This is a genomic window from Hydrogenophaga sp. 2FB, from assembly GCF_005503365.1.
Classification (GTDB): Bacteria; Pseudomonadota; Gammaproteobacteria; order Burkholderiales; family Burkholderiaceae_C; genus Hydrogenophaga.
Map to the genome: position 1 here is coordinate 111,204 of NZ_SCML01000003.1, position 26,019 is coordinate 137,222.

Below are 26,019 nucleotides of genomic sequence, written 5' to 3' on the forward strand. Positions count from 1 at the left end.
CCTCTTGGCCTGTCTATCCTCCACAATGACCCGAAACACCACAACGGATGCCACCATGCCGATCCTGGAGACACAACTCAACGCCCGTTCCGCCGACTTCCAGGCCAACGCCCAGGCCATGCGCGCGGTCGTCGATGACCTTCGCGCCCAGATCGACAAGGCCACGCTCGGCGGTGGCGAGGCGGCCCGCGCCAAGCACACCGCGCGCGGCAAGCTGCTGCCACGCGACCGCGTGCAGAAGCTGCTGGACCCGGGTACCCCCTTCCTCGAACTCAGCCCATTGGCCGCGTTCAACATGTATCCCGACCGGGACGGCACCGACAGCGCGCCCTGCGCCGGCGTGATCGTCGGCATCGGCCGCGTCAGTGGCGTCGACTGCATGATCGTCTGCAACGACGCCACGGTGAAAGGTGGCACCTACTACCCCATGACGGTGAAGAAGCACCTGCGCGCGCAAGAGGTGGCGTTGCAGAACAACCTGATGTGCATCTACCTGGTGGACTCGGGGGGGGCCAACCTGCCGAACCAGGACGACGTGTTTCCCGACCGCGAGCACTTCGGGCGCATCTTCTACAACCAGGCCAACATGAGCGCCAACGGCATCGCGCAGATCGCCGTGGTCATGGGCTCGTGCACGGCCGGCGGCGCGTACGTGCCCGCCATGAGCGACGAAACCATCATCGTCAAGAACCAGGGCACCATCTTCCTGGGCGGCCCGCCGCTGGTGAAGGCGGCCATTGGCGAGATCGTGAGCGCCGAAGACCTTGGCGGTGGCGACGTGCACACGCGCCTCTCCGGCGTGGCCGACCACCTGGCCCAGAACGACGCGCACGCGCTCGCGCTCGCGCGCCAGGCCGTGGCCACGCTCAACCGCCGCAAGGACGCCACGCAGGCCTTGCGCGAGCCGCGCGCGCCGTTGTACGACCCGAAGGAAATCTACGGTGTGATCCCGGTGGACACGCGCAAACCGTACGACGTGCGCGAGATCATCGCGCGCATCGTCGACGGCAGCGAGTTCCACGAATTCAAGGCGCGCTACGGCGCCACGCTGGTCTGTGGCTTCGCGCACATTGAAGGCATGCCGATCGGCATCGTCGCCAACAACGGCGTGCTGTTCTCCGAGAGCGCGCAGAAGGGCGCGCACTTCATCGAGCTGTGCTGCCAGCGCAAGGTGCCGCTGCTGTTCCTGCAGAACATCACCGGGTTCATGGTCGGCCGCAAGTACGAAAGCGAAGGCATCGCGCGCCATGGCGCGAAGATGGTCACGGCCGTGGCCACCGCGCAGGTGCCCAAGTACACCGTGATCATTGGCGGTAGCTATGGCGCCGGCAACTACGGCATGTGCGGCCGCGCCTACAGCCCGCGTTTCCTCTGGATGTGGCCCAACGCGCGCATCGGCGTGATGGGTGGCGAACAGGCCGCCAGCGTGCTGGCCACCGTGCGGCGCGACGGCATCGAGGCCAAAGGCGGCAGTTGGAGCGCCGAGGAAGAGGCCGCCTTCAAGCAACCCATGCTCGACCAGTTTGCCCACCAGTCGCACCCCTACTACGCCAGCGCGCGCCTTTGGGACGACGGCGTGATCGACCCGGCGGACACCCGCCGCGTGCTGGGCCTGGCCCTGTCGGCCGCGCTCAACACGCCGATCGGTGAGCCGAAGTTCGGCGTCTTCCGGATGTAGCCCGACAACGCACGGCCACGCAGCGGACGGAGACAAGCACATGACAAAAACGATCTACGACAACCCCGACCACGAAGTGCTGCGCGAGCAGGTGGCGCGTTTTCTGTCGCGTGAGGTCGAGCCGCACGCCGCGGCCTGGGAAGAGGCCGGCATGGTGCCGCGCGACGTGCTGCGCCGCATGGGCCAGGCCGGTCTGCTGGGGCTCATGTTCGAGGGCGATTACGGCGGCGGCGATGCCGATGCGCTGACCAACCTGGTGTTCGCCGAAGCGCTGTCGCAATCTACCTTCGCCGGCTTCATCATCACCGTGCTGGTGCACACCGACATGGCCGGCCCGCACCTGCACCACGCCGGCAACGCGGCGCAGAAGGCGAAGTACCTGAAGAGGGTCACGGCGGGCGAGATGATCACGGCGGTTGGCATCACCGAGCCCGGCGCGGGCTCCGATGTGGCGGGCATCCGCACCACGGCGAAAAAAGATGGCAACGAATGGGTGCTCAACGGCACCAAGATGTTCATCACCAACGGCGTGCACGCCGACCTGTATTTCGTTGCCGCCAAGACCGGCAGCGCGCGCCACGACGTGACCATGTTCATCGTCGAAAAAGGCACGCCAGGGTTCACCGTGGGCCGCGCGCTGCACAAGACCGGATGGCTTTCGAGTGACACAGCCGAGCTGATTTTCGACAACGTGCGCATCCCGCAAGAGAACCTGCTCGGCGAAGAGGGCAAGGGCTTCTATTCGGTGATGAAGAACTTCCAGACCGAACGCATCGCGCTGGCCGCCATGGCGGTGGGCCACTGCACGCAGGCCCTGCAACTCACGCTGGACTACGTGCGCCAGCGCCAGGCCTTTGGTGCCACGCTGTGGGACAAGCAGACCATCCGCCAGCGCATTTCGATGCTCGACGCCAAGACCCGCGCGGCGCGGCAGTTCATGTACCACTGCGCCTGGAGCGTGACCCAGGGCCACGACATCGTGCAGGAAGTCTCCATGCTCAAAGCCCTCACCGGCGAGTTGGTCAACGAAGTGGTGCAGACCTGCCAGCAATTCCACGGTGGCATGGGCTACATCCGCGAGACGGCGATCGAACGCCTGTGGCGCGATGCGCGTGTGCTCGCCATCGGTGGCGGCGCTACCGAAGTGATGCTTGAAGAAGTCGCCAAACGTTATTGAGGTCGAAGAACATGAGTGAAGTCCTGGATGTTTCCCGCCCCACACCGCACGTGGCGCGCGTATGGCTCAACCGCCCTGACGTGCGCAACGCGTTCAACGACGATGTGATCGCCGCGCTCACCGCGACCTTCATCGAGCTGGCGAAGGACGAAGACCTGCGCGTGGTCGTGCTCGGCGCGCACGGCAAGGCCTTCTGCGCCGGCGCCGACCTGAACTGGATGAAGACCATGGCCGGCTACAGCTGGGACCAGAATCGCGCCGACGCGCAACAACTCGCCGACATGCTGTGGACGCTGGACCAGTGCCCGGTGCCGGTGGTCGGTCGCATCCAGGGCGACTGTTACGCCGGCGGCATGGGGCTGGCGGCGATCTGCGACGTGCTGGTGGCGGTCGAGGGCGCGACTTTCTGCCTCTCCGAAGCGCGCCTGGGTCTGCTGCCCGCCACCATCAGCCCCTACGTGGCGCGCGCGCTGGGTGCGCAGGCCTCGCGCCGCTACATGGTCACGGCCGAGCGCTTCAGCGCCGTGCGTGCTCACGCGCTGGGCATGGTGCACGAACTTGCCACGCCCGACACGCTGGACGCCAAGGTGGACGAGATCGTTGCCACGCTGGTGGCCAACGGCCCGAAGGCGGTGCGCGAATGCAAGCGCCTGGCGCGCGATGTGAGCGGCGTGCCGATCACCGAGGCGCTGCGCGCCGAAACCGCGCGCCGCATCGCCGACATCCGGGCGAGTGACGAAGGCCGAGAAGGCCTGCAGTCCTTCCTGCAGAAGCGCCCCGCCGGCTGGCTGCCCGCGGCCTGAGCAGAGACGGCACACCATGGCCACCTGGTTCAACACCCTGGGCACACCCGAGCTGCTGGCACTCGCCGGCGCGCTGGGCTGGGCCAGCGGTTTCCGCCTGTACGCCGTGGTCTTTCTCGTCGGCCTGTCCGGTGCACTGGGCTGGATGGAGCTGCCCAGCGGCCTGCAGGCGCTGCAGCACCCGGTGCTGCTGGGCACGGCGGGCTTCATGTTGTTCCTCGAATTCTTTGCCGACAAGATCCCGGTGGTCGATTCGCTGTGGGACATGGTCAACAGCGTGGTGCGCATTCCCGCCGGCGCCGCGCTCGCCGCTGGCGTGTTCGGTGCCGACAGCGGCACCATGGCCTTGGCCGCGGCCTTGCTGGGCGGCTCGCTCGCCGCCACCAGCCAGGCCGCCAAGACCACGACCCGCGCGGCGATCAATGCGTCACCCGAACCGTTTTCCAACGTCGCGATGAGCCTGGTGGAAGACGGCCTGGTGGTCGGCGCGCTCTGGCTCGCCACGAACCACCCGTTGGTCTTCGTGGTGCTGCTGGCCATCACCGTCGTGCTGATGTGGATCGCTACCTGGATGCTCTTCAAGTTCCTGCGCGCGGTGTTCCGCCGTGCGCGCTCTTTCTTCACTGTCACCGCTTAGGAAACCCATGTTCAACAAGATCCTGATTGCCAACAGGGGCGAGATTGCCTGCCGTGTCGCCGCCACCGCGCGCCGCCTGGGTATGCGTTCCGTGGCGGTGTACTCCGACGCGGACGCCAGCGCCAAACACGTGGCGGCGTGCGACGAGGCGGTGCACATCGGCGGCAGCGCACCCAAGGACAGCTACCTGCGCTGGGAGCGCATCATCGAAGCCGCCAAGGCAACGGGCGCGCAGGCGATCCACCCGGGCTACGGTTTCCTGAGCGAGAACGACGCCTTCGCCAACGCCTGCGCCGACGCAGGCATCGCCTTCATTGGCCCGCCGGCCTCCGCCATCCTGGCCATGGGGCTCAAGGCCGAGTCCAAGCAACTGATGGAAAAGGCTGGCGTGCCGCTGGTGCCCGGTTACCACGGCCGCGACCAGGACCCGGCGTTGCTGCAACGCGAGGCCGACCGCATCGGTTACCCAGCGCTCATCAAGGCCAGTGCTGGCGGTGGTGGCAAAGGCATGCGCGTGGTCGAGAAGTCCGAGGACTTCGCCGCCGCGCTCGCGAGTTGCCAGCGCGAGGCCATCAACAGCTTTGGCAGCGACGCAGTGCTGATCGAAAAGTACGTGCAGCGCCCGCGCCACATCGAAATCCAGGTGTTTGGCGACACGCAAGGCAACTGCGTCTACCTGTTCGAGCGCGACTGCTCGGTGCAGCGCCGCCACCAGAAGGTGCTGGAAGAGGCGCCGGCGCCGGGCATGACGCCCGAGCTGCGCGCGCAGATGGGCGCGGCCGCCGTGGCGGCGGCCAAGGCGGTGAACTACGTGGGCGCGGGCACGGTGGAGTTCATCGTCGAGCAGCCACCCGAAGGCGGCATGCGCTTCTACTTCATGGAGATGAACACGCGCCTGCAGGTGGAGCATCCCGTCACCGAAGCCATCACCGGTCTCGACCTGGTGGAGTGGCAACTGCGCGTGGCCAGCGGCGAGCCGCTGCCCTTGAAGCAGGAAGACCTGCGCATCCACGGCCATGCCATCGAAGCACGCATCTGCGCCGAAACGCCGGACAACAACTTCCTGCCCGCCACCGGCACGCTCACGGTCTACGGCAAGCCCGCCTGCACCGCTTTCGAACGCGGCACGGTGCGCGTGGACGACGGCGTGCGCGAGGGCGACACCATCAGCCCGTTCTACGACTCCATGGTCGCCAAGCTGATCGTGCACGGCGCCACGCGCGAAGAGGCTTTGTCGCGCCTGGACGCGGCGCTGGCCGAGACGCGCATCGTCGGCCTGTCGACCAACGTGCAGTTCCTGCGCCATGTGGTCAACAGCCATTCATTCGCGCAGGCCGACCTGGACACCGCGCTGATCCCGCGCGAGGCCGCGGCTCTGTTCAACCAGGACAAGGTGGGCCAGCCGCTGGCGGTGGCGGCCGCGGTGGCGCAGACCCTGTTGACCGAACGCGCCCTGGAAGGTGCGGACCCGTTCTCGCGCCGCGACGGCTGGCGTGCGCACGGCATCACCGTGCGCCGCTTCGACTTCGAGTACCAGGGCGAGACCCTGTTGGCCTACTTGAGCTACCTGCACGACGGCGCGCTGCAGCTCGCCATCGGGGGCGTGAGCGGCGCGCTGGCTTTCGATGCCCTGCCGTCGCAAGGCACGCACGACAGCGGCGTGCGCATGGACCTGCGTTTCAACGGCCAGCGCCAGACGGTGCAGACCTGGCAGGTCGACGAGAACGTGCACATCTTCTGCGCCCTGGGCGCGACGCAGATCGTCGAGATCGACGCGCTGGCGCACGCCGGTGAAACCGCGCACGAAGGCGGCCGCCTCACCGCGCCCATGCCGGGCAAGGTGGTGTCGTTCGCCGTCAAGGCAGGCGATGCGGTGAAGAAGGGCCAGGCGCTGGCCGTGATGGAAGCCATGAAGATGGAGCACACCATCGCCGCACCCGCAGACGGCACCGTGGACGAGCTGCTCTACGCGCCAGGCGACCAGGTGAACGAAGGCGCGGAACTGCTCAAGCTCGCGGTGGCTTGACCACGCACGCGGGTGGAATGGCCTAAGCTTCGCGCATGAACATCACCCTTTGCTGCGCCAACACCAAGGCCGAACCCTGGCTGGCCGGCCTTCGCATGGCCTTGCCGCACGCCACCATCACCGAATGGCATCCGGGCGCGCCGCCCGCCGACCACGCGGTCGTCTGGCAGCCGCCGCAACAGTTCATCGATGAGCAACAGGGCCTCAAGGCCATGTTCAACATCGGCGCCGGGGTCGATGCGCTGCTCAAGCTCCAGTTGCCTTCCTCGATGAAGATCGTTCGGCTCGACGACGCGGGCATGGCGGTGCAGATGGCCGAGTACGTGTGCCACGCCGTGATCCGCTACTTCCGCGAGTTCGACCGCTACGAAGCCGACGTGGCGCAAGGCCTGTGGGTGCAACGCAAGCCGCGCGTGCGCAACGATTTCCCGGTTGGCGTCATGGGCCTGGGCGTGTTGGGCGAGCGCGTCACGCAAGCGCTGCGGCAGTTTGAATTTCCCGTGCGTGGGTGGAGCCGATCGCCCCGGTCGGTCGAAGGCGTGGCGTGTTACGCCGGGCCGAGCGCCTTTCGCACCTTCCTGTCGTCGTGCCGCGTGCTGGTCAACCTCCTGCCGCTCACGCTCGATACCCGCAACATCCTGAACCACGACACGCTTTCACTGCTGCGGCCCGGCGCCTACGTGATCAACGTGGCGCGCGGCGCGCACCTGGTCGAAGAAGACCTGCTGGCGCTGCTGGACAGCGGCCACCTTGCCGGCGCCACGCTCGACGTGTTCCGCACCGAGCCGCTGCCCGCCGGGCACCCGTTCTGGACGCACCCGGCCATCACCATCACGCCCCACACCTCGGCGCGCACGCTGCGCGAAGAGAGCATTGCGCAGATCGCCGGCAAGATCCTCGCGTTCGAGCGCGGTGAAGCGGTGGTGGGCCTGGTGGATCCGGTGCTTGGCTATTGACCCGTTCCCCTCAAGAGGCAGACTGAACCCCATGAAACTCCCTTCCCGCGTCCAACTGATCGACGTCGGCCCGCGCGACGGCCTGCAGAACGAAAAACAACCGGTGCCTGCCGCCACCAAGGTCGAGCTGGTGCGCCGCCTGCAGGCCGCTGGCCTGCGGGAGATCGAGGTCACCAGCTACGTGAGCCCGAAATGGGTGCCGCAGATGGCCGACAACCACGACGTCATGTCGAGCATCCAGCGCCAGAGCGGCGTGCGCTACTCGGTGCTCACGCCCAACCTCAAGGGCTTCGAAGCGGCGGTGCAGGACAAGCCCGACGAGATCGTGGTGTTCGGCGCGGCCAGCGAGGCCTTCAGCCAAAAGAACATCAACTGCTCCATCGCCGAGAGCATCGAGCGCTTTGCCCCCGTGGTCGAGGCCGCACTGGCCGCGGGCATCCGCGTGCGCGGTGCGATGAGTTGCACCGTGGGCTGCCCCTACGAAGGCGAGATCGCGCCCGAGCGCGTGGGCTATCTGGCGGGCCTGATGGCGGACATCGGCGTGCAGCGGGTGGACGTGGCCGACACGATCGGCGTGGGCACGCCGCGCAAGGTGCAGGCGGCGATCGAGATGACGCTGAAGCACTACGGCATCGACGCTGTGTCGGGCCACTTCCACGACACCTATGGCCAGGCGCTGTCCAACACGCTCGCGGCGCTTGAAATGGGTGTCTGGAACTTCCAGTCATCGGTGGCGGGCCTCGGCGGGTGTCCCTATGCCAAAGGCGCCACCGGCAATGTGGCGACCGAAGACGTGGTGTACTTGCTGCACGGCATGGGCATCGAAACCGGCATCGACCTCGACGCCCTGGTGGATGCGGGCGTTTACATCAGTGAACAGCTGGGTCGCCCGACCGGCTCGCGCGTGGCGCGCGCGCTGCTCGCCAAAAGGGTCGGCTGAAGGAGAAACACACATGGAATGGCAAGTCTGGTTGGCTTATTTCGTCGCCTCGTGGGCGATTGCGCTCTCGCCGGGTTCGGGCGCGGTGCTGTCGATGGCGCACGGCCTGAGCCACGGCGTGAAGAAGACCAGCGTGACGATCGCGGGCCTGCAGGTCGGGCTGGCGGTGGTCCTGCTCGTGGCGGGCGTGGGGGTGGGCGCGCTGTTGCTGGCGTCGGCCACCGCGTTCATGGTGGTGAAGTTCGCCGGCGCGGCCTACCTCATCTGGCTTGGCTTCAAGCAATGGCGCGCGGCCGTGCCGACCGTGGTGGATGCGGGCGACGCGCCGGCGGCGCCCAGGGCGGTGCCGTCGGCGCGCGAGCGTTTCATCACCGGCTTCTTCACCAACGTCACCAACCCCAAGGGCATCGTGTTCATGGTGGCGGTGCTGCCGCAGTTCATCGACCCGCAGCGCACGCTGTGGCTTCAACTGCTGATCCTGCTGGCCACCACTATCACGGTGGACCTGATCGTGATGCACGGCTACGCCTTCCTCGCGTCGCGCATGCAGGCCTGGCTCGCCACCGCGCGGGCGCGGCGGGCGCAGAACCGCGTGTTCGGCGGTGTGCTCATGGCCATGGGCGCGAGCCTGTTGCTGGTCAAGCGGGGAGCCTGATCGCATGTGCGGTGCCGAACTTCAGACCTTGCCCGAGTCCGTGCAGCGCGTGGCGCGCGTGCTGCAGGACGCCGGCCACCCCCACAACCCGGTGATGCTCGACGATGCCGCGCGCACCGCGCAACAGGCGGCCGACGCGCTCGGCGTTGCGCTGGGGCAGATCGCCAAGAGCATCATCTTTCGCCGCAAGCACGACGATGCGGCGGTGCTGGTGATCACCTCGGGCGACCTGCGCGTGGACGAAAAGAAGGTGCAGGCCCTGGTGTGCAGCGCCGAAGGCGGCAAGCTCGGCCGTGCCGATGCCGACTTCGTGAAGGCCCGCACCGGGTTTTCCATCGGCGGTGTGTCGCCGGTGGCGCACGCCACGCCACCCGTCGCGTTGATCGACGCGCAACTGTTTCGCTTCGACGAGATCTGGGCGGCCGCCGGCCACCCGCACGCGGTATTCCGGTTGAGCCCCTCGCAGTTGCAGGCGCTCAGTGGCGCGCCGGTGCACGACGTCACCACCGAGGCTGTTGCGCCGTGACCCTGCCGCCGGCTCCCGTGACCTTGCAGGCCGCACGCCGCCGCGCCGCGTTGGCACCCGGCGTGCCCTCGCCCTGCATCTCGATCTGCCGCATGAACGCCGCCTCGGGTTGGTGCGAGGGCTGCTATCGCACCCTCGACGAGATCGTGGCCTGGGGACGCGCGAGCGACGCGGACAAGTTGCGCATCTGGCAAGACATCGAAGCGCGCCAGCAGCCGCGCTGAAGAAAAACCTCAAGAAGCGCCATGAGAGACATCACCTTCTACTACGACCCGATCTCGCCCTACGCCCACCTGGCGTTCGATCGCCTGCCCGAGGCGCTCATGGGCCACAGCGTGCACGTGCGCTACAAACCCATCCTGTTCGCCGCGCTGCTCAAGGCCAACGGCCAACTCGGCCCGGCCGAGATACCGGCCAAGCGCGACTGGACCTACCGCCAGGTGAGCTGGTTGGGGCACCACCACGGCGTGGCGCTCGAATTGCCGGCCGCGCACCCGTTCAACCCGCTGCCCCTGCTGCGCCTGGGGCTGAGCTGCGCCACCGACGACGCACCGGGGGAGACCAACCGCTACGTCACCGAGCAACTGCTGCACCATGTGTGGCGCGGTGGACTGGACGCCACCGACCCGGCGCGGCTGGCGGCTTTGCAGGCGGTGCTGGAGGACCACATGGCCCAGCGCGACAAACCCTGGCACGCGCCCGACAGCGACGTGGTGAAGCAGCGCCTGCGCGCCAACACCGACGAGGCGCTGTCGCTGGGCCTGTTCGGCGTGCCGGCGATGGTGCTGGAGGGCCGCGTGTTCTGGGGCTTTGACGCGCTGCCCATGCTGCGCGCCTGTCTCGAGGGCGATGCCTGGTTCGACACCCAGTGGGCCAGCGCCGCCCAGCGGCCCGAAGGCGTGCGCCGGCCGCAAGCCTGAGGCGCGGGCATCTTGCCCGCCACGGTGGGCAAGATCGCCGAATTGAAGTACCGTGCGGTGGACGTGCGGCCCTGGGTGCCCGCACGCAACCACACCACAGGAGAGCCTCCATGTTCAAGAAGATCCTCGTGCCCACCGACGGCTCGGACGTAGCGGACAACGCCACACAGACCGCGGTGCAGCTGGCCAAGAGCCTGAACGCGCAGATCGTGGGTGTCAACGTGATCGACCCGTTCCCCTACATCGGCATTGGTGATGCGTCCGCGGTGGGCCTGCAGGCCTACCTGACCGAGGCGAAAGCCTCGGCTGGGCAGGCGCTGGACGCGTTGCGCCAGGTGTGCGAAGCCGCCGGCGTGCCCTGTGTGGGCGACACCATCGAGCGCAACGTGGTCTACGAAGGCATTATCGAAACGGCCGCCGCCGAGCACTGCGACCTGATCGTGATGGGCTCGCACGGCCACCGGGGCGTGAAGGCGCTCATCCTGGGCAGCGTGGCGCAGAAGGTGCTAACGCACTCCAAAGTGCCCGTGCTCATCGTCAAATCCTGAAACGTCACCTTCTGAACTTGCCGTTGGCGTCGACGATGGACAGATCGGCGAAATCCAGGCCGGTGTGGTTGCTCGGGCTGTACTGCACCGTGAGGCCACCCAGGTCGTAGTTGCGCAGGTTGTCCAGTGCGTCGCGCAGCGTGACGGGCGTGGGGTTGGGGCCGGCACGGCGCAGGCCTTCGGTCAACACCTTGGCGGCGGCATAGCCTTCCATCATCGCGGGTGATACGCCGGGCATGCCCTTGGCCTTCGCGAATTCCTGGGCTTCCTTGATCAGCGGGTAGGCCACCGAGCGCTCGTTGGGGAACACCTGCGTCACGATCACGCCGCGTGCGTGCTCGCCCAGGAGCTTGATGAAGCCGTCGGACGCGTTGTTCGACAGCGTGACCACCTGCGTGCGGGAGCCCGTCGCGCGGATCGCCTTGACCGCGTTGGCGGTGTTGCCGGCCGAGCCGATCACCATCACCGCCTGCGAATTGCTGCCGTGCAACTGCTTGGCCAATTCGGTGAAGTCGGGCTTGTCGCGTGGAAACTTTTCGTGCAACACGGGCTTCAGGTTGGCTTTGGCGAAGCCTTTGAGCGCGCCCGCGGCCGAGTCGGCGCCGAAGGAATCGTCGGTCTCCAGCACGGCGATGCGCGTGATGCCGGTGCTGCCCAGGTGTTCGATGGCTTTGGCCGCCTCGCGCTGGTAGGTGGCGCGCACGTTGAACACCCAGGGGTTCACCGGCTCGTGCAGCACCATGGCGCCGGTGCTCGGGCCCACCAGCGGCACCTTGAGTTCGGCCAGCAGCGGCAGCAGCGCCTGCGAGTGGGGTGTGCCCCGGTTCAGAAACAGCGCCAGCACGCGCTGCTGCGTGATGAGCGCGCGCGACACTTCCACCGTGACCTTGGGGTCGAACTTGTCATCGACCGTGATCAGCTCGATCTTCTGGCCGTGGACGCCGCCGCGCGCGTTGATGGTGTCGAAGTACAGCCGGGCGCCCTCGTGGTTCTCCTTCACGCCGGCCGCCACCGAGCCCGTGAAACCCGAAGGCATGCCGATGCGCAGTTGCGCCCAGGCCGGTGCGCCGAAGGCCAGCAAGCCCGCCAGCCACAGCGTGGCCCAGGGTTTGAAAAAAAGCGTGCGGTGGTGGTGTGTCATGGTGATGTCTCCTGATGTGGCCGAGTCCATGCAGCGCCTGCGGGACCGGAAAATTGTGGGTATGACATGCGCAACAAGGCGTGTGGCGCGCGGCTCCGTAGAATCTTTCCTCCCCTTTCTGGAGCCCCTGCATGTCTGATGCCTTCCTGCCCGCCGATTTGCCTGCGGACGCGCTTTCTACCGCGCCCGACGCCCAGGAGCGCGATCGACCGACAGAAGGTGGCACCGGGCTGATCCGTATCCGCGGCGCGCGCCAGCACAACCTCAAGAACCTCGACCTCGACATCCGCACCGGCGAGCTCACCGTGGTCACGGGCCCCAGCGGCTCGGGCAAGTCCAGCCTGGTGTTCGACACGCTGTTCGCCGAAGGCCAGCGCCGCTACGTCGAGACCTTCAGCGCCTACGCGCGGCAGTTCCTCGACCGCATGGACAAGCCGGCGGTGGACAAGGTGGAGGGCGTGCCACCCGCGATCGCGATCGACCAGACCAACCCGGTGCGCTCCTCGCGCTCCACCGTGGGCACCATGACGGAGCTCAACGATCACTTGAAACTGCTGTTCGCGCGCGGCGCCGACCTGTTCGACCGCGACACCGCGCTGCCGGTGCGCCACGATTCGCCGGAATCCATTTATGCCGAGATGCAGCAGCGCAGCGCGCAACGGGGCGACCCGCGCCTGGTGCTGACCTTCCCGGTCGAGCTACCCGCCAGCACCACGCCCGAGGAAATCGAACAATGGCTCTCGGCCAGCGGCTACACGCGCGTGCAGGCCGAGCGCGTGGTGCAGCGCGCCGCGGCGCCGGCGACGGACGCCAAGCCCGCGGCCAAAGGCAAGGCCAAAGCGGTGGTGGCCAGCGAATCCGTGAAAGTGCTCGACGTGGTGGCCGACCGCTTCCGCATCGGCACGGTCGAGCCGGCGCGCGCCATGGAGGCGATCGAGGCCGGCTTGAAGCGCGGCAGCGGCAAGCTGATGGTGTACGTGCTGGCGGAAGAGGGCGAGCCGGAGATCTGGCGTTTTTCCACGGGCCTGCATTGCCCCGAGAGCGATATCCGCTACACCGAGCCCACACCGTCGATGTTCTCGTTCAACTCCGCGGTGGGAGCTTGCGAGGCTTGCCGGGGCTTCGGGCGTGTCATCGGCGTCGACTACGGCCTGGTCATTCCAAACGACAAGCTCACGCTGCGCGCCGGTGCCATCAAGGTGTTCCAGACGCCTGCGTGGAAGGAATGCCAGGACGACATGATGCGGCACGCCGAAGCCGCGGGCATTCCGCGCGACACGGCCTGGGCCCAGCTCACCCCCGATCAGCAGCATTGGGTAAAGGCCGGCTCGCCGCAGTGGAACGGCAAGTGGAACCAGCAGTGGTACGGCGTGGACCGCTTCTTCGAGTACCTGGAGAGCAAGGCCTACAAGATGCACATCCGCGTGCTCTTGTCGAAGTACCGCAGCTACACCGAATGCCCGAGTTGCCATGGTGCACGCCTCAAGACCGACAGTTTGCTGTGGCGCCTCGGCACGAAGGGACAGGCGGATGCGGTGTTGCCTGAGGGCAAGCGGTACATGCCGCAGGGCGTGAAGTGGACCCGCGAGCAACTGGAGGATTTGCCGGGTCTGTGTCTGCACGACTTGATGTTGATGTCGCTGGACAAGTTGCGCGTGTTCTTCGCTTCTCTGGGGCATGTGGGCGCGCAAACCCCCATCCCGACCGTTCCCCTGGGGGGGAAGGAGCCGGTCGCCGGCCAGGCGCAAGCCCTCAAACTCCTGCTCGACGAAATCAACACCCGCATCCGCTACCTCTGCGAGGTCGGCATCGGCTACCTCACGCTCGACCGCCAGAGCCGAACGCTCAGCGGCGGCGAGGTGCAGCGCATCAACCTTACGACCGCGCTCGGCACCTCGCTGGTGAACACCTTGTTCGTGCTCGACGAACCCAGCATCGGCCTGCACCCGCGCGACATGGCGCGCATCAACGATGCCATGCTGCGCCTGCGCGACGCGGGCAACACACTCGTGGTGGTGGAGCACGATCCGGCCGTGATGCTCGCGGCCGACCGCCTGATCGACATGGGCCCTGGCCCCGGCGAGCGCGGCGGGCAGATCGTGTTCGATGGCACACCCGAAGCGATCCGCTCGGCCGACACGCTCACCGGCGCCTACCTCGGTTCGCGCAAGACCATCGGCATGGGCTTCAAGCGCATGGTGACCGACAGCACGCCGCGCCTCATCCTTGAAGGCGCGCGCGAACACAACCTGAAGAGCGTCTCGGTCGAGTTCCCGCTGCAGCGCCTGGTGGTGGTCACGGGCGTGTCGGGCTCGGGCAAATCCAGTTTGATCCAGGACGTGCTCGCGCCCGCCTTGCTGCGCCACTTTGGCAAGTCCACCGACAGCCCGGGCGCGCACGACCGCCTGCTGGGGGCCGACCACTTGAGTGAGGTGGTGTTCGTCGACCAGTCGCCCATCGGCAAGACCGCGCGTTCCAACCCGGTGAGCTACGTCGGCGCGTGGGACGCCATCCGTTCGCTGTTCGCCGAAGCGCCGCTCGCGCGCCAGCGCAGCTACACGCCGGCCAAGTTCAGCTTCAACAGCGGCGACGGGCGCTGCCCCACCTGCGGTGGCTCGGGCTTCGAGCACGTGGAGATGCAGTTCCTGAGCGACGTCTACCTGCGCTGCCCGGACTGCGACGGCAAGCGCTACCGGCCCGAAATTCTCGAGGTGCGGATCCAGCGCGGTGGCCGCATGCTCAACGTGGCCGACGTGCTCGACCTCACCGTGAGCGAGGCGGCCACGATGTTCTCGGGCGACCGCGACGTCATTCGCGTGCTGCAGCCCATCGTCGACGTGGGCCTGGAGTACGTGAAGCTGGGCCAACCCGTGCCCACGCTTTCGGGTGGCGAGGCGCAGCGCCTCAAGCTCGCGGGCTTCCTAGCAGAAGCCTCGAAGAGCAGCAGCGCCAGCCGCCAGGCGATGGCGCGCAAAGGCACGCTGTTCCTGTTCGACGAGCCCACCACCGGTCTGCACTTCGACGACATCGCCAAGCTCATGCGCAGCCTGCGCAAGCTGCTCGACGCCGGCCATTCGCTGGTGGTGATCGAGCACAACCTGGACGTGATCCGCGCGGCCGACTGGCTGATCGACCTCGGCCCCGAAGGCGGCGACGCCGGTGGCCTGATCGTGGCCGAGGGGCCGCCCGAATCGGTGCGCGAACACGCCAGCAGCCACACCGCCAAAGCCTTGCGCGACTACGCCATGAGCATGGGCGCAGTGCACGCGGTGAACGAAGGTCATGTGGGCGAATGGATGCCGGCGCGCGCGCGCATCGAGACACCCAACGACCATGCGATCCGCATCGTCAACGCCAAGGAACACAACCTCAAGAACCTGAGCGTGAACATCCCGCGCGGCAAGTTCAATGTGATCTCGGGCGTGAGCGGTTCGGGCAAGTCCACGCTGGCGTTCGACATCCTGTTCAACGAAGGCCAGCGGCGTTACCTGGAAAGCCTGAACGCCTACGCGCGCAGCATCGTGCAGCCCGCGGGCCGCCCCGAGGTGGACGCGGTCTACGGCATCCCGCCCACGGTCGCGATCGAACAGCGCCTCTCGCGTGGCGGCCGCAAGTCCACCGTTGGCACGACCACCGAGGTCTGGCACTTCCTGCGCCTGCTCTACGTGAAGCTCGGCACGCAACACTGCGTGCACGACGGCGCGGCGGTGATGCCGCAGAGCGCCGACAGCATCGTGGCCGCCATCCTCGCGCGCTACAAAGGCCAGCACATCGGCCTGCTCGCGCCGCTCGTGGTCAACCGCAAAGGCGTGTACACGGAGCTGGCCGACTGGGCGCGCCCGCGGGGTCATACCCACCTGCGCGTCGACGGCGAGTTCCTGCCCACCACCGGTTTCCCGCGCATCGACCGCTTCAAGGAACACACGATCGAGTTGCCCGTGGCCGATTTCGTGGTGAGCGCGGACCACGAAACCGAGTTGCGCCACCAGCTCAACAAGGCCCTGGAGATCGGCAAGGGTGTGGTGCACGTGCTCACGCCGCTCGATGGCCTGGCGCAGGCGCTGGCCGAGGGTGCGTCCACGCGCGAGCTGGGCCAACTGGAGGTGTTCTCCACCACGCGCGCCTGCCCCATCTGCGCCACGAGCTACCCCGAGCTCGACCCGCGCCTGTTCTCTTACAACAGCAAGCACGGCTGGTGCCCCGACTGCGTGGGCACGGGCGTGAAGCTCTCGCGCGACCAGCGCAAGGTGCTCGACGACTCGGTGCGCGACGACAAGGAGAAGGGCCGCGAGCAGAGCTTTGCCGAACCCGAGGTGGACGACCTCGTGGACGAGGCCTGCCCGGCTTGCGAAGGCACGCGCCTGAACCCGCAGGCGCGCGCGGTGAAGTTCTTTGATGTGGGCATCACCAGCGTCGCGCGCCTCTCGGTGCGCGACGTGCGCGCCTGGGTGCAAGGGTTGATGAAAGACCTGGCGCTGACCGCGCGCGAAGCCGACATCGCGCGCGACCTGTTGCCCGAGATCGAAAGCCGCCTCGCGTTCCTGGAGGAGGTGGGCCTGAACTACCTCACGCTCGACCGCGGCGCGCCCACGCTCAGCGGCGGCGAGGCGCAACGCATCCGCCTGGCGGCGCAACTCGGCAGCAACCTGCAGGGTGTGTGCTACGTGCTGGACGAGCCCACCATCGGCCTGCACGCGCGTGACAACGCGATCCTGCTCAATGCGCTGCACAAGCTCGGCGACCAGGGCAATACGCTGGTGGTGGTGGAGCACGACGAAGACACCATCCGCCGCGCCGACCACATCATCGACATCGGCCCCAGCGCCGGCAAGCGCGGTGGGCGCGTGGTGGCGCAGGGGTCGGTGGACGATCTGTCGGCCCATGCGGATTCGGTGACCGGGCGTTATCTGCTGCACGCGATGAAACATCCGCTGCAGGCTCGGCGCGCCGTGACCCCGGCCGACGCCAACCCATCCCCAGCGGGGGAGGGAGAAATTCACTGGCTCCAGGTCCATGGCGCCAACCTCCACAACCTGGACAACCTCGACGCCGCCGTCCCCCTGCAACGCCTCGTCGTCATCACCGGCGTGTCCGGTTCCGGCAAGTCCACACTGGCGCGCGACGTGCTCCTGACCAACGTCGCCGCCGCCGTGAGCCAGCGCAGCACCAAGGCCGGACGCGACGCCATGGACAAAGGCAAGCACCCCGCGTGGAGCGGCTGCGCCAGCGTCAGCGGCTTCGAAACCGTGGACCGCGTGCTCGAAGTCGACCAGACGCCGATCGGCAAAACGCCGCGCAGCTGCCCCGCGACCTACATCGGTTTCTGGGACACGGTGCGCAAGCTCTTCGCCGACACGCTCGAAGCCAAGGCACGCGGCTACGGGCCGGGACGCTTCAGCTTCAACACCGGCGAAGGCCGCTGCCCGGGCTGCGAAGGCCAGGGCATGCGCACCATCGAAATGAGCTTCCTGCCCGACGTGAAAGTACCGTGCGAGGTCTGCCACGGCGCGCGCTTCAACCCCGAGACCCTGGCGGTCACCTGGAAGGGCAAGAGCATCGGCGACGTGCTGCAGATGGAGGTGGACGAGGCGGTGGATTTCTTCGCCAGCATGCCCAACATCGCGCACCCGCTGCAACTGCTCAAGGACGTGGGTCTGGGTTACCTCACGCTGGGCCAGCCCAGCCCGACGCTCTCGGGTGGCGAGGCACAACGCATCAAGCTCGTGACCGAGCTGAGCAAGGTGCGCGACGACATCACACGAAGAGGCCAGAAAGCCCCGCACACGCTCTACGTGCTCGACGAACCCACGGTGGGCCTGCACATGGCCGATGTGGAAAAACTCATCCGCGTGCTGCACCGCCTGGTGAACGGCGGCCACAGCGTGGTGGTGATCGAGCACGACCTGGACGTGATGGCCGAAGCCGACTGGATCATCGACCTGGGTCCCGAAGGCGGTAATGGCGGTGGCCGCATCGTGGCGGCGGCACCGCCTGAGGCGGTGGTGCGGCTGGACACGCACACCGGGCGCGTGCTGGGGCCGGTGCTGGCGCGGGCTTGAGCGTTCAGCGCGCGAAGAGCCAGACCACGCCGATCGCCAGCACCGCTGCCGCGACCAGCAGCAGGCGCGTGCGTTTGCGCAGCAGGTCGACGGCGACCACCAGGCGTGCGTTCTGCTCGGCGAGTTCGGCCAGGGTCTGCGCCATCTGCGCCTGCGTGGTGGCTTGCTGATCGATCAACTGGCGCGCTTCGATCAGGCGGTTCTTCAGCTCGCCCAGCGTGGGCGGTGCACCGCCCATTTCCAGGGGCTCGGGCGGGGGCGTTGCGGCGGCAGGCGTTTTTTGCCGGTCCATCAGCTTGCGCGCGGCGTTGAGCACCTTGGGCGCGTGTTCGATCACGTCGCCCCAGGGGATCACTTTCAGGGCAACCAGCCAGGGAATGGCCATGGGAAGATCCTTTCGCTTGTCAGGGTGGGAGCCGCTCAGCCGCGCGGGGTTCCTTCAGGTGGGGGCGACGCGCCCCGTCTCAACAGCCAGCAGCCCATGCCGGCCACCGCGAGCAGCAGCGCCGGGAACCCGATCGTGGGCGCCCACTGCAGCGCAGCGGCACCGAGCGCGGGCGCGAGCACGCCGCCCAGTGTGTACGACAGCACCAGCACGGCGGTGCTGTTCACGAGCGTGATGCCTTCTTCGCGCGAGCCGATGTCGATCATCGCCAGCGTGTAGAGGCAGCCGCCCGCGCCGCCCCACAGGAAGGCCACCGGCGCGGCCAGCCAGGGCGTGCCCGCGACGAAGGGAATGACCAGCGTGGCCAGCAGGGTGATCAGCGCGCACCAACGCAGAATCGCCAGCCGCACGCTGCGCCCATCGCCCCAGCGCTGCTGCGGGTGGTGGGCCATGCGGTCGGCCAGCACGCCCGCGGGCAGCATCATGATCGCGCTGCCGAGGCCGCTGGCCGAGACCAGCAGGGCAGCGGCCGTCGCGCCCAGGCCGAGCGCCAGACCGTACAACGGCAGGATGGACGTGAGGCCGCTCTCGAAGAAGCCGCCAACGAAGCCCACCGTCATGATCAACGGGTGCGCCAGCAGCGCATGCCACACACCCGAGAGGCCGACCTTGGCGCTGTGCGCATCGGTCGCATCGGGCAGGCGCGGAATGAGCAGGCTCCAGAGCAGGCCGAGCGTCATGAAGCCCAGCGCGATCCACAGTGCCGCGTCGCTGTCCGCGCCCACCCAGGCCAGCATCAGCGGGCCGACCACGAAGGTGACGCCCACCATGGTTTCAAAGATGCCGACGTAGCGCCCGCGCTGCCCGGGCGGCGAGAACTCGGCCACGATGGCCTCGGCCAGCACCCAGCGCAGGCCCGAGGCCATGCCCGCCGCGATCTTGAACACGAACCACAGCCACAGCAGCGGCGTGAACGCGAAGCCCGCGGTGGCGATCACCGGGATCAGCGCGGCCAGCCAGAGCGTGGGCCGCCGGCCCAGGCGCTGCGTGATCGCCGAGGCGAAGGGCGTCATGAGGAACACGCCGAGCCAGCCACTGGCAGCGAACAGGCCGGCCAGCGCGGTCGATTCGCCACCCCCCTTCAAGCGCAGCAACAGCAGCGGTGTGAGCATGAAGTAACCCACCAGCTCGAAGAAGGTGGAGCCGAAGATCGCGACCAGGCCGAGCCGCGCATGGTCGGGCGGGTTGGCCGGGCGGGCGCCGGTGTGGCGCGGTGGCAGCGGGTGTTCGCTCATGCAGCGGCCCGCGCGCTCAGCACCGCGTCGGCCACCTGCGCGAAGCCCACGCCGCGCTCACCGGACGTGACGTAGCGCGGCTTGTAAGCCAGCGCGTCCCAGAAGCGCGCAATGTTGGCCACGCCCACACTGTGCGGGAAGTGGTGGAACATGCGCGCGTCGTTGGTCGAGTCGCCCACATACACCCAGCGATCCAGCTCGTCGTCGAGCGCGCGGCCCAGGTGCGACCGCACGATCCAGCGCGCGCCGGCGAGCTTGTCGTGCTCGCCGATCCAGCCGTTGATGTGGATCGAGCTCACGGTCGCGTTGAGGCCTTCCTGCTTCATGAGTTGCACCACGCGCGCGATGTCCGCTTCGCTCAGGTGCGCGAACTCGCTGTGGTCGATCGCGATGTCGGTCTCGCGCCCCGGGCTGTCGGTGGCCAGGCGCGTGTTCGGCAGCTCGGCGAGCACGCGTTGCGCAACGGTTTGCAATGTCTGAAAGTTGGCGGCGCGCGTGGCCGCGTCCTGCAGGTAGTCCCGGCGCAGCTCGCCCGCAGCACCGCGCCACAGCGCCACAGCACCGTTCTCCGCCACGATCGCATCCACCGGCCAGGCCAGCGCGAAGGCCTCGCTCCAGCCGGCGGGCCGGCCTGTGATGGCGAACACCGGCAGGCCGGCCGCGCGCAAGCGGTGCAGGGCATCCAGCGCTTCGGGCGTGATAGCGCCCTCGGTGGTGAGCGTGTCGTCGATGTCGGTCAGCACGCCGTGGATGCGAGCGCGGGCCTCGGCGGGCCAGAGGGAGAGGGGGTTCATGCGCATGGAAGGCCGGCAGTGTCGCACAGGGCCCACGTGCCGCCAGGTGCCACCGGCGACATGCGGCGAGGGGTAAATCGGGGCCGCTGCGGTAGAATCCCGCGATCCGAGGAGCGTTGCAGCGCCCCCACTGACACCGTCAGCAGCAGGGCGTGAGGCTCGGACCATACATGCAACCACGCTCATCCACATCCGTGCGATGAGTCCTTTTTTACTCAGTACGCGATGTGGTTTGTCCATCCTTAACGGAGCGAAACCACCATGAATGCACGTCTGAACACCCCCGCCGCGACCGACAGCGCGATCGCCGACATTTCCCTGGCCGCCTGGGGCCGCAAGGAAATCAAGATCGCCGAGACCGAAATGCCCGGCCTGATGGCCATCCGCGAAGAATTCGCCGCCGCCAAGCCGCTCAAGGGCGCGCGCATCACCGGCAGCATCCACATGACGATCCAGACCGCGGTGCTGGTCGAAACGCTGCAAGCCCTGGGCGCGAATGTGCGCTGGGCCTCGTGCAACATCTTCTCCACGCAAGACCACGCCGCTGCCGCGCTGGTGGCGCAAGGCACGCCGGTGTTCGCGCACAAGGGCGAGACGCTCACCGAGTACTGGGACTTCACCCACCGCATCTTTGAATTCGGCGCCGCCGGCACCGAAGGCGAAGGCCCGAACATGATCCTGGACGACGGCGGCGACGCCACGCTGCTCATGATCCTGGGCCAGAAGGCCGAGAAGGATGCGTCGGTCATCAGCAAGCCGACCAGCGAAGAAGAAACCTGCCTGTTCGCCGCCATCAAGGCCAAGCTCGCGCAAGACCCGACCTGGTACACCCGCAAGGCCGCGCAGATCATCGGCGTGACCGAAGAGACCACCACCGGCGTGCACCGCCTGAAGGAAATGAGCGCCAAGGGCACGCTGCCGTTCCGCGCCATCAACGTGAACGACTCGGTCACCAAGAGCAAGTTCGACAACCTGTATGGCTGCCGCGAATCGCTGGTCGACGGCATCAAGCGCGCCACCGACGTGATGATCGCCGGCAAGGTCGCCGTGGTCGCCGGCTACGGTGACGTGGGCAAGGGCTCCGCGCAAGCGCTGCGCGCCCTGTCCGCACAAGTGTGGGTGACCGAGATCGACCCCATCAACGCCCTGCAGGCCGCGATGGAAGGCTACAAGGTCGTGACCATGGAGTACGCCGCCGACAAGGCCGACATCTTCGTCACCACCACCGGCAACAAGTCCATCATCACGCACGACCACATGGCCGCGATGAAGGACCAGGCCATCGTCTGCAACATCGGCCACTTCGACAACGAGATCGACATCGCCTCGATCGAGAAGTACACCTGGGACGAGATCAAGCCCCAGGTCGACCACGTGACCTTCCCCGACGGCAAGAAGATCATCATGCTGGCCAAGGGTCGCCTGGTGAACCTGGGTTGCGGCACCGGCCACCCCAGCTTCGTGATGTCGTCGAGCTTCGCGAACCAGACCATCGCGCAGATCGAGCTGTTCACGCAGCCGCAGAAGTACAAGGTCGGCGAGGTCTACGTGCTGCCCAAGCACCTGGACGAGAAGGTGGCGCGCCTGCACCTGAAGAAGGTCGGCGCGATGCTCACCGAGTTGACGGACGAGCAGGCTGCGTACATCGGCGTGAGCAAGGCCGGCCCGTACAAGCCGGACACGTACCGGTATTGAGCGCACCCCCGCCGCGCTTTGCGCGACCCCCTCAAGGGGGCGATGCTTGCGGCCCGGCAAAGCCGGTTCCGCGGCATCTCTGGATGGCGGGTTGGCGTTCGTGGCGTGGTCATCTTTGATGAGAGCCGATCAACTCCTTGTTGAACGTGGCCTGGCAGCCACCCGTTCGCAGGCCCAGCGGCTCATCGCCGCTGGCGTGCAGTGGCGCCTGGCTGACCACGACTGGAAAGCCGTCGCCAAAAACGGTGAGGAACTGCGCGACACGGTGGAGCTGCGTCTGCTGGACACGGCGGAGACGCGCTACGTCTCGCGCGGTGGTCTCAAGCTCGAAGGCGCGCTGAAGCGCACCGGCCTGGTGGTGACTGGCCTGCACTGCCTCGACGTGGGGCAGAGCAGCGGTGGTTTCACCGACTGTCTGTTGCAGCGTGGCGCATCGCAGGTGGTGGGCGTGGACGTGGGACAGGGCCAGCTGCACCCGCAGCTGCGCAGCGACCCGCGCGTGGTTTGCATCGAGAAGTGCAACGCGCGCGAGCTGACGGCCGAGATGCTGGTGGACGCGGGTGGCGCGCCGCCGTTCGACGTGATCGTCGGCGACCTGTCGTTCATCTCGCAGACGCTGGTGTGGCCGGCGGTGGTGCCGTTGCTGGCACCGGGCGGGTACCTGTTGATGCTCGTCAAGCCGCAGTTCGAACTGCAGCCCGAGCACATCGGCAAGGGCGGTCTGGTGAAGGACGCGGCGAGCTACGCGCTGGTGCGCGAGCGCATCGAACAGGCGTGCATCGACAACGGCCTGACGGTGCGGGACTACTTCGACAGCCCGATCACCGGGGGCGACGGCAACCGCGAATTTTTTGTCTCTGCGACTGTGTAAAAAAACGAGGATGGGACGATGAGTCTTCCGATCAGCCTGGAATTTTTCCCGACCAAGACGCCCGAAGGCGCGGTCAAGCTGCGCGCGGTGCGCCAGCAGCTGTACACGCTCAAGCCCGAGTTCTGCTCGGTGACCTTCGGCGCCGGCGGTTCGACGCAGGACGGCACGCTGCAGGCCGTGACCGAGATCATGGGCGAAGGTTGCCCGGCCGCGCCGCACCTGAGCTGCATCGGCCAGTCGCGCGAAAGCATTCGCGAGCGCCTCGCGGCCTACAAGGCGGCCGGCATTCGCCGCATCGTGGCGCTGCGTGGTGATCTGCCGAGCGGTTACGGCATGGGCGGTGAGTTCCGTTATGCGAGCGACCTCGTGGCTTTCGTGCGTGCCGAAACCGGTAGTGCCTTCCACATCGAGGTCGCGGCATATCCCGAAACGCACCCGCAGGCCAAGTCGCCGCTGGCCGATCTCGATGCGTTCGCGGCCAAGGTGAAGGCCGGTGCCGATTCGGGCATCACGCAGTACTTCTTCAACAGCGACGCCTACTTCCGCTACGTGGACGACCTGCGGCGCGCGGGCGTGGACGTGCCGGTGGTGCCGGGCATCATGCCGATCACCAGCTCGACCCAGCTGATGCGTTTCTCCGACGCCTGCGGCGCCGAGATCCCGCGCTGGATCCGCATGCGGCTGCAAGCGTTCGGCGACGACACCGCGTCGATCAAATCTTTCGGCCTCGACGTGGTGAGCGATTTGTGCGATCGTCTGCGCGCCGGCGGTGTGCCCGGCCTGCACTTCTACACCATGAACCAGAGCGTCGCCACGATGGACATCGTCCAGCGCCTGGGCCTGTGATGCGTTTGCGGCCGGCCCTCATCCTCACGCTGGCCACGGTGCTGTGGCTGGGCGGTTGCGCCACGCGCGCGCCGTGGGATGGCGAGCCTGAGCCGAGCGAATCGTCGCCGGCACCGTCATTGCCGTCCGAAGCAGGGGAAGAAATCGATCGCGGCTTGGCGTCGTGGTACGGCGAAAAGTTCCACGGCCGGCGCACCGCCAGTGGTGAAACCTTCAACACGAACGAACTCACCGCTGCCCACAAGACCCTGCCGTTTGGCACCCGCGTGCGCGTGCGCCATGCGACCACCGGCAAGGAAGTGACGGTGCGCATCAACGACCGTGGGCCGTTCACCAAAGGGCGCGTGATCGACCTGAGCCGTGCGGCGGCCGCCGCGATCGGCATGTTGCAGACCGGGGTGGCCCCGGTGCTCGTGTTTCGCGATTGAGCGTCAGCGTTCGTCGTAGCTGACCACCACGCGGTCGGTGGTGGGGCGGGCCTGGCAACTCAGCACGAAGCCCTTGTCGGTTTCCCAGGGCTCGAGCGTGAAGTTTTTCTCCATCTGCACGGTGCCTTCCAGCACCTTGGCGCGGCAGGTGCAGCACACGCCGCCCCGGCACGACCACGGCAGATCCAGCCCGGCGTTCAGCGCCACGTCCAGCACGCGCTCGTCGCGGTTCATGCGCAGCTCGTGCGGCTTGCCATCGAGCACCACGGTCAATGCGACTTCGCCTTCGACGCGCACGGCCGGATGGCCGAGCACGACGGCCTGGCGTTGCGCGGCGGGCAGGGCGTCGAGCGTGGGCGAGGTGAAGCGTTCGGTGTGCAGGCGGTCGGGCCGCACGCCCGCATCGAGCAATGCCTTCTCGGTGGCCTCGATCATGGCCTCAGGGCCGCAGATGAAGACCTCGTCCATGCTCGCGACGGGCAGCAGCGTGGCGATGAGCGCGCGTACCTTGTCGGCGTCGATGCGGCCTTCAAGCAACGGCACTTCCTGCGCCTGGCGCGAGAGGATGTGGATCAGCGTGAGGCGGCTCGCGTAGCGGTCCTTGAGGTCCTGCAGCGCTTCGTTGAACATCACGCTGCCCATGCGGCGGTTGCCATACACCAGGGTGAATTTCGACGTGGGCGATTCCTCCAGCGTGCTGGCCATGAGCGAGAGGATGGGCGTGATGCCCGAGCCGGCGGCGAAGCCCACGCGGTGCACCGCACGCGGCTTGTGCACGGTGAAGCGGCCGTCGGGTGGCATGGCCTTGAGCGTGTCACCGCTCTTGAGCGACGTGGCGGCCCAGTTCGAAAACACGCCGCCGTCCACCGGGCGAATGCCCAGCGTGAGTTCGCCGTGCAGTGTGAGCAGGCTGCGCGGGCTGCTGATGGAGTAGCTGCGTCGCACGTCCTGCCCATCGATGCTGGCGCGCACGGTGAGGAACTGGCCCGGTTCGAAGGCGAAAGCGTCGCGCTGCTCGGGCGGGATCGCCAACGTGATCGCCACGGCACCCGCGGCTTCGGGGCTGATGCGGGCGATCGGGAGATCGTGGAAGCGGGTGGCGGTGGTCATGGCGTCAGTACGGCTTGAAGTAGTCGAACGGTTCAAGGCAGTCGAGGCAGCGGTACATCGACTTGCAGGCGGTGGAGCCGAAGGGCGACGTCTCGGTGGTGTGGGTCGAGCCGCATTGCGGGCAGGGTACGGTTTCGCGCCGCGCGGCATGGCGCGAAAACGTCAGCACGTTGTCGTTGCTGCCGCATTGCGGCGGCGCGATGCCGTAGGCGCGCAGTTTTTCGCGTGCGGCTTCGCTCATCCAGTCGGTGGTCCAGGCGGGCGCGAGTTGCGTGACCACGCGTGCCTGGATGCCGGCTTGGGCCAGCGCGGCGCGCACGTCGTCCTCGATCTGGCCCATGGCAGGGCAACCGCTGTAGGTCGGTGTGATCACGACCTCGGGCACGCCGTCGGAGCCGGTGCGCACGCCGCGCAGGATGCCGAGTTCGCGCAGGCTGACCACTGGAATCTCCGGGTCGCTCAGGTCGGCGAGCGCGCGCCAGATCGCGGCGTGCTCGCGTTCAGCGACGGCGGCTTCCTGCATGGCGGT

23 protein-coding genes and 1 riboswitch are annotated in these 26,019 nt (G+C 67.5%); of the genes, 17 read left to right on the forward strand and 6 right to left on the reverse strand.

From position 1 onward, the window contains the following. Nucleotides 1-55 precede the first annotated feature (55 nt). The 12 genes from FFS09_RS02770 (at nucleotide 56) to FFS09_RS02825 (ending at nucleotide 10,866) form a co-directional block, all read left to right on the forward strand. A complete protein-coding gene (locus tag FFS09_RS02770) occupies nucleotides 56-1,678 on the forward strand; it encodes a carboxyl transferase domain-containing protein (RefSeq protein ID WP_137917334.1) in 1,623 nt (540 codons plus the stop codon). Nucleotides 1,679-1,718: 40 nt separating this feature from the next. Continuing rightward, the gene (locus tag FFS09_RS02775; RefSeq protein WP_137917335.1) at nucleotides 1,719-2,855 is read left to right on the forward strand and encodes an acyl-CoA dehydrogenase family protein; all 1,137 of its coding nucleotides are present in this window, start codon (nucleotides 1,719-1,721) and stop codon (nucleotides 2,853-2,855) included. Between the two features lie 11 nt (nucleotides 2,856-2,866). Next, nucleotides 2,867-3,658, forward strand: a complete 792-nt coding sequence (locus FFS09_RS02780; protein ID WP_137917336.1) for an enoyl-CoA hydratase/isomerase family protein — start codon at nucleotides 2,867-2,869, stop codon at nucleotides 3,656-3,658. 16 nt (nucleotides 3,659-3,674) lie between these two features. After that, complete coding sequence (locus FFS09_RS02785) at nucleotides 3,675-4,295, forward strand: DUF4126 domain-containing protein (protein ID WP_137917337.1); 621 nt, start codon at nucleotides 3,675-3,677, stop codon at nucleotides 4,293-4,295. A 7-nt stretch (nucleotides 4,296-4,302) separates the two neighbouring features. After that, nucleotides 4,303-6,321 carry an acetyl/propionyl/methylcrotonyl-CoA carboxylase subunit alpha gene (locus tag FFS09_RS02790; protein ID WP_137917338.1) on the forward strand — a complete coding sequence of 673 codons (2,019 nt, stop codon included), beginning with the start codon at nucleotides 4,303-4,305 and terminating at the stop codon, nucleotides 6,319-6,321. A 35-nt stretch (nucleotides 6,322-6,356) separates the two neighbouring features. Then, entirely contained in the window at nucleotides 6,357-7,277 is a 921-nt protein-coding gene (locus FFS09_RS02795) for a 2-hydroxyacid dehydrogenase (RefSeq protein ID WP_137917339.1), read from the forward strand. Between the two features lie 31 nt (nucleotides 7,278-7,308). Continuing rightward, the gene (locus tag FFS09_RS02800) at nucleotides 7,309-8,217 is read left to right on the forward strand and encodes a hydroxymethylglutaryl-CoA lyase (protein ID WP_137917340.1); all 909 of its coding nucleotides are present in this window, start codon (nucleotides 7,309-7,311) and stop codon (nucleotides 8,215-8,217) included. Between the two features lie 13 nt (nucleotides 8,218-8,230). Then, complete coding sequence (rhtB, locus tag FFS09_RS02805; RefSeq protein WP_137917341.1) at nucleotides 8,231-8,872, forward strand: homoserine/homoserine lactone efflux protein; 642 nt, start codon at nucleotides 8,231-8,233, stop codon at nucleotides 8,870-8,872. A 4-nt stretch (nucleotides 8,873-8,876) separates the two neighbouring features. Then, nucleotides 8,877-9,398, forward strand: coding sequence for a YbaK/EbsC family protein (locus FFS09_RS02810; protein ID WP_137917342.1), 522 nt, complete (start codon nucleotides 8,877-8,879; stop codon nucleotides 9,396-9,398). After that, nucleotides 9,395-9,622: a DUF1289 domain-containing protein gene (locus tag FFS09_RS02815; RefSeq protein WP_502703710.1), complete on the forward strand. Its 228-nt coding sequence runs from the start codon at nucleotides 9,395-9,397 to the stop codon at nucleotides 9,620-9,622. Before FFS09_RS02810 ends, FFS09_RS02815 begins: the two co-directional genes overlap by 4 nt. 21 nt (nucleotides 9,623-9,643) lie before the next feature. Further along, complete coding sequence (locus FFS09_RS02820) at nucleotides 9,644-10,318, forward strand: 2-hydroxychromene-2-carboxylate isomerase (protein ID WP_137917343.1); 675 nt, start codon at nucleotides 9,644-9,646, stop codon at nucleotides 10,316-10,318. A 110-nt stretch (nucleotides 10,319-10,428) separates the two neighbouring features. After that, complete coding sequence (locus tag FFS09_RS02825) at nucleotides 10,429-10,866, forward strand: universal stress protein (RefSeq protein WP_137917344.1); 438 nt, start codon at nucleotides 10,429-10,431, stop codon at nucleotides 10,864-10,866. 4 nt (nucleotides 10,867-10,870) lie between these two features. Here the strand turns inward: FFS09_RS02825 and FFS09_RS02830 are convergent, their stop codons facing one another. Continuing rightward, nucleotides 10,871-12,007: an ABC transporter substrate-binding protein gene (locus tag FFS09_RS02830; RefSeq protein WP_137917345.1), complete on the reverse strand. Its 1,137-nt coding sequence runs from the start codon at nucleotides 12,005-12,007 to the stop codon at nucleotides 10,871-10,873. Nucleotides 12,008-12,138: 131 nt separating this feature from the next. On the opposite strand from FFS09_RS02830, the gene uvrA reads away from it, so the two are divergent. Continuing rightward, nucleotides 12,139-18,066 carry an excinuclease ABC subunit UvrA gene (gene uvrA / locus FFS09_RS02835; RefSeq protein ID WP_137917346.1) on the forward strand — a complete coding sequence of 1,976 codons (5,928 nt, stop codon included), beginning with the start codon at nucleotides 12,139-12,141 and terminating at the stop codon, nucleotides 18,064-18,066. A gap of 4 nt (nucleotides 18,067-18,070) precedes the next feature. On the opposite strand, the gene FFS09_RS02840 is transcribed toward uvrA, so the two are convergent. Genes FFS09_RS02840 through FFS09_RS02850 form a run of 3 tightly spaced genes read right to left on the reverse strand, consistent with a single transcriptional unit; the run spans nucleotide 18,071 to nucleotide 20,540 of the window. Continuing rightward, entirely contained in the window at nucleotides 18,071-18,451 is a 381-nt protein-coding gene (locus FFS09_RS02840; protein ID WP_137917347.1) for a hypothetical protein, read from the reverse strand. A 35-nt stretch (nucleotides 18,452-18,486) separates the two neighbouring features. Then, nucleotides 18,487-19,746, reverse strand: a complete 1,260-nt coding sequence (locus FFS09_RS02845) for an MFS transporter (protein WP_137917348.1) — start codon at nucleotides 19,744-19,746, stop codon at nucleotides 18,487-18,489. After that, complete coding sequence (locus FFS09_RS02850; RefSeq protein ID WP_137917349.1) at nucleotides 19,743-20,540, reverse strand: HAD-IIB family hydrolase; 798 nt, start codon at nucleotides 20,538-20,540, stop codon at nucleotides 19,743-19,745. The genes FFS09_RS02845 and FFS09_RS02850 overlap by 4 nt, the downstream gene beginning before the upstream one ends. A gap of 102 nt (nucleotides 20,541-20,642) precedes the next feature. After that, nucleotides 20,643-20,731: riboswitch (S-adenosyl-L-homocysteine riboswitch) on the forward strand. 70 nt (nucleotides 20,732-20,801) lie between these two features. Between FFS09_RS02850 and ahcY the strand changes: the two genes are divergently transcribed. The 4 genes from ahcY (at nucleotide 20,802) to FFS09_RS02870 (ending at nucleotide 24,380) form a co-directional block, all read left to right on the forward strand. After that, on the forward strand, nucleotides 20,802-22,235 hold the full coding sequence (gene ahcY / locus FFS09_RS02855) for an adenosylhomocysteinase (RefSeq protein WP_137917350.1): 1,434 nt from the start codon (nucleotides 20,802-20,804) through the stop codon (nucleotides 22,233-22,235). 118 nt (nucleotides 22,236-22,353) lie between these two features. Next, the gene (locus tag FFS09_RS02860; RefSeq protein WP_137917351.1) at nucleotides 22,354-23,106 is read left to right on the forward strand and encodes a TlyA family RNA methyltransferase; all 753 of its coding nucleotides are present in this window, start codon (nucleotides 22,354-22,356) and stop codon (nucleotides 23,104-23,106) included. An 18-nt stretch (nucleotides 23,107-23,124) separates the two neighbouring features. After that, entirely contained in the window at nucleotides 23,125-23,952 is an 828-nt protein-coding gene (gene metF / locus FFS09_RS02865) for a methylenetetrahydrofolate reductase [NAD(P)H] (protein ID WP_137917352.1), read from the forward strand. Beyond that, nucleotides 23,952-24,380 carry a septal ring lytic transglycosylase RlpA family protein gene (locus FFS09_RS02870; RefSeq protein WP_137917353.1) on the forward strand — a complete coding sequence of 143 codons (429 nt, stop codon included), beginning with the start codon at nucleotides 23,952-23,954 and terminating at the stop codon, nucleotides 24,378-24,380. Before metF ends, FFS09_RS02870 begins: the two co-directional genes overlap by 1 nt. A gap of 3 nt (nucleotides 24,381-24,383) precedes the next feature. On the opposite strand, the gene FFS09_RS02875 is transcribed toward FFS09_RS02870, so the two are convergent. Together FFS09_RS02875 and paaD are read right to left on the reverse strand one after the other, a co-directional pair. After that, the gene (locus FFS09_RS02875) at nucleotides 24,384-25,490 is read right to left on the reverse strand and encodes a 2Fe-2S iron-sulfur cluster-binding protein (RefSeq protein WP_137917354.1); all 1,107 of its coding nucleotides are present in this window, start codon (nucleotides 25,488-25,490) and stop codon (nucleotides 24,384-24,386) included. Between the two features lie 4 nt (nucleotides 25,491-25,494). Continuing rightward, complete coding sequence (gene paaD, locus FFS09_RS02880; RefSeq protein WP_137917355.1) at nucleotides 25,495-26,013, reverse strand: 1,2-phenylacetyl-CoA epoxidase subunit PaaD; 519 nt, start codon at nucleotides 26,011-26,013, stop codon at nucleotides 25,495-25,497. Between the last annotated feature and the right edge of the window lie 6 nt (nucleotides 26,014-26,019).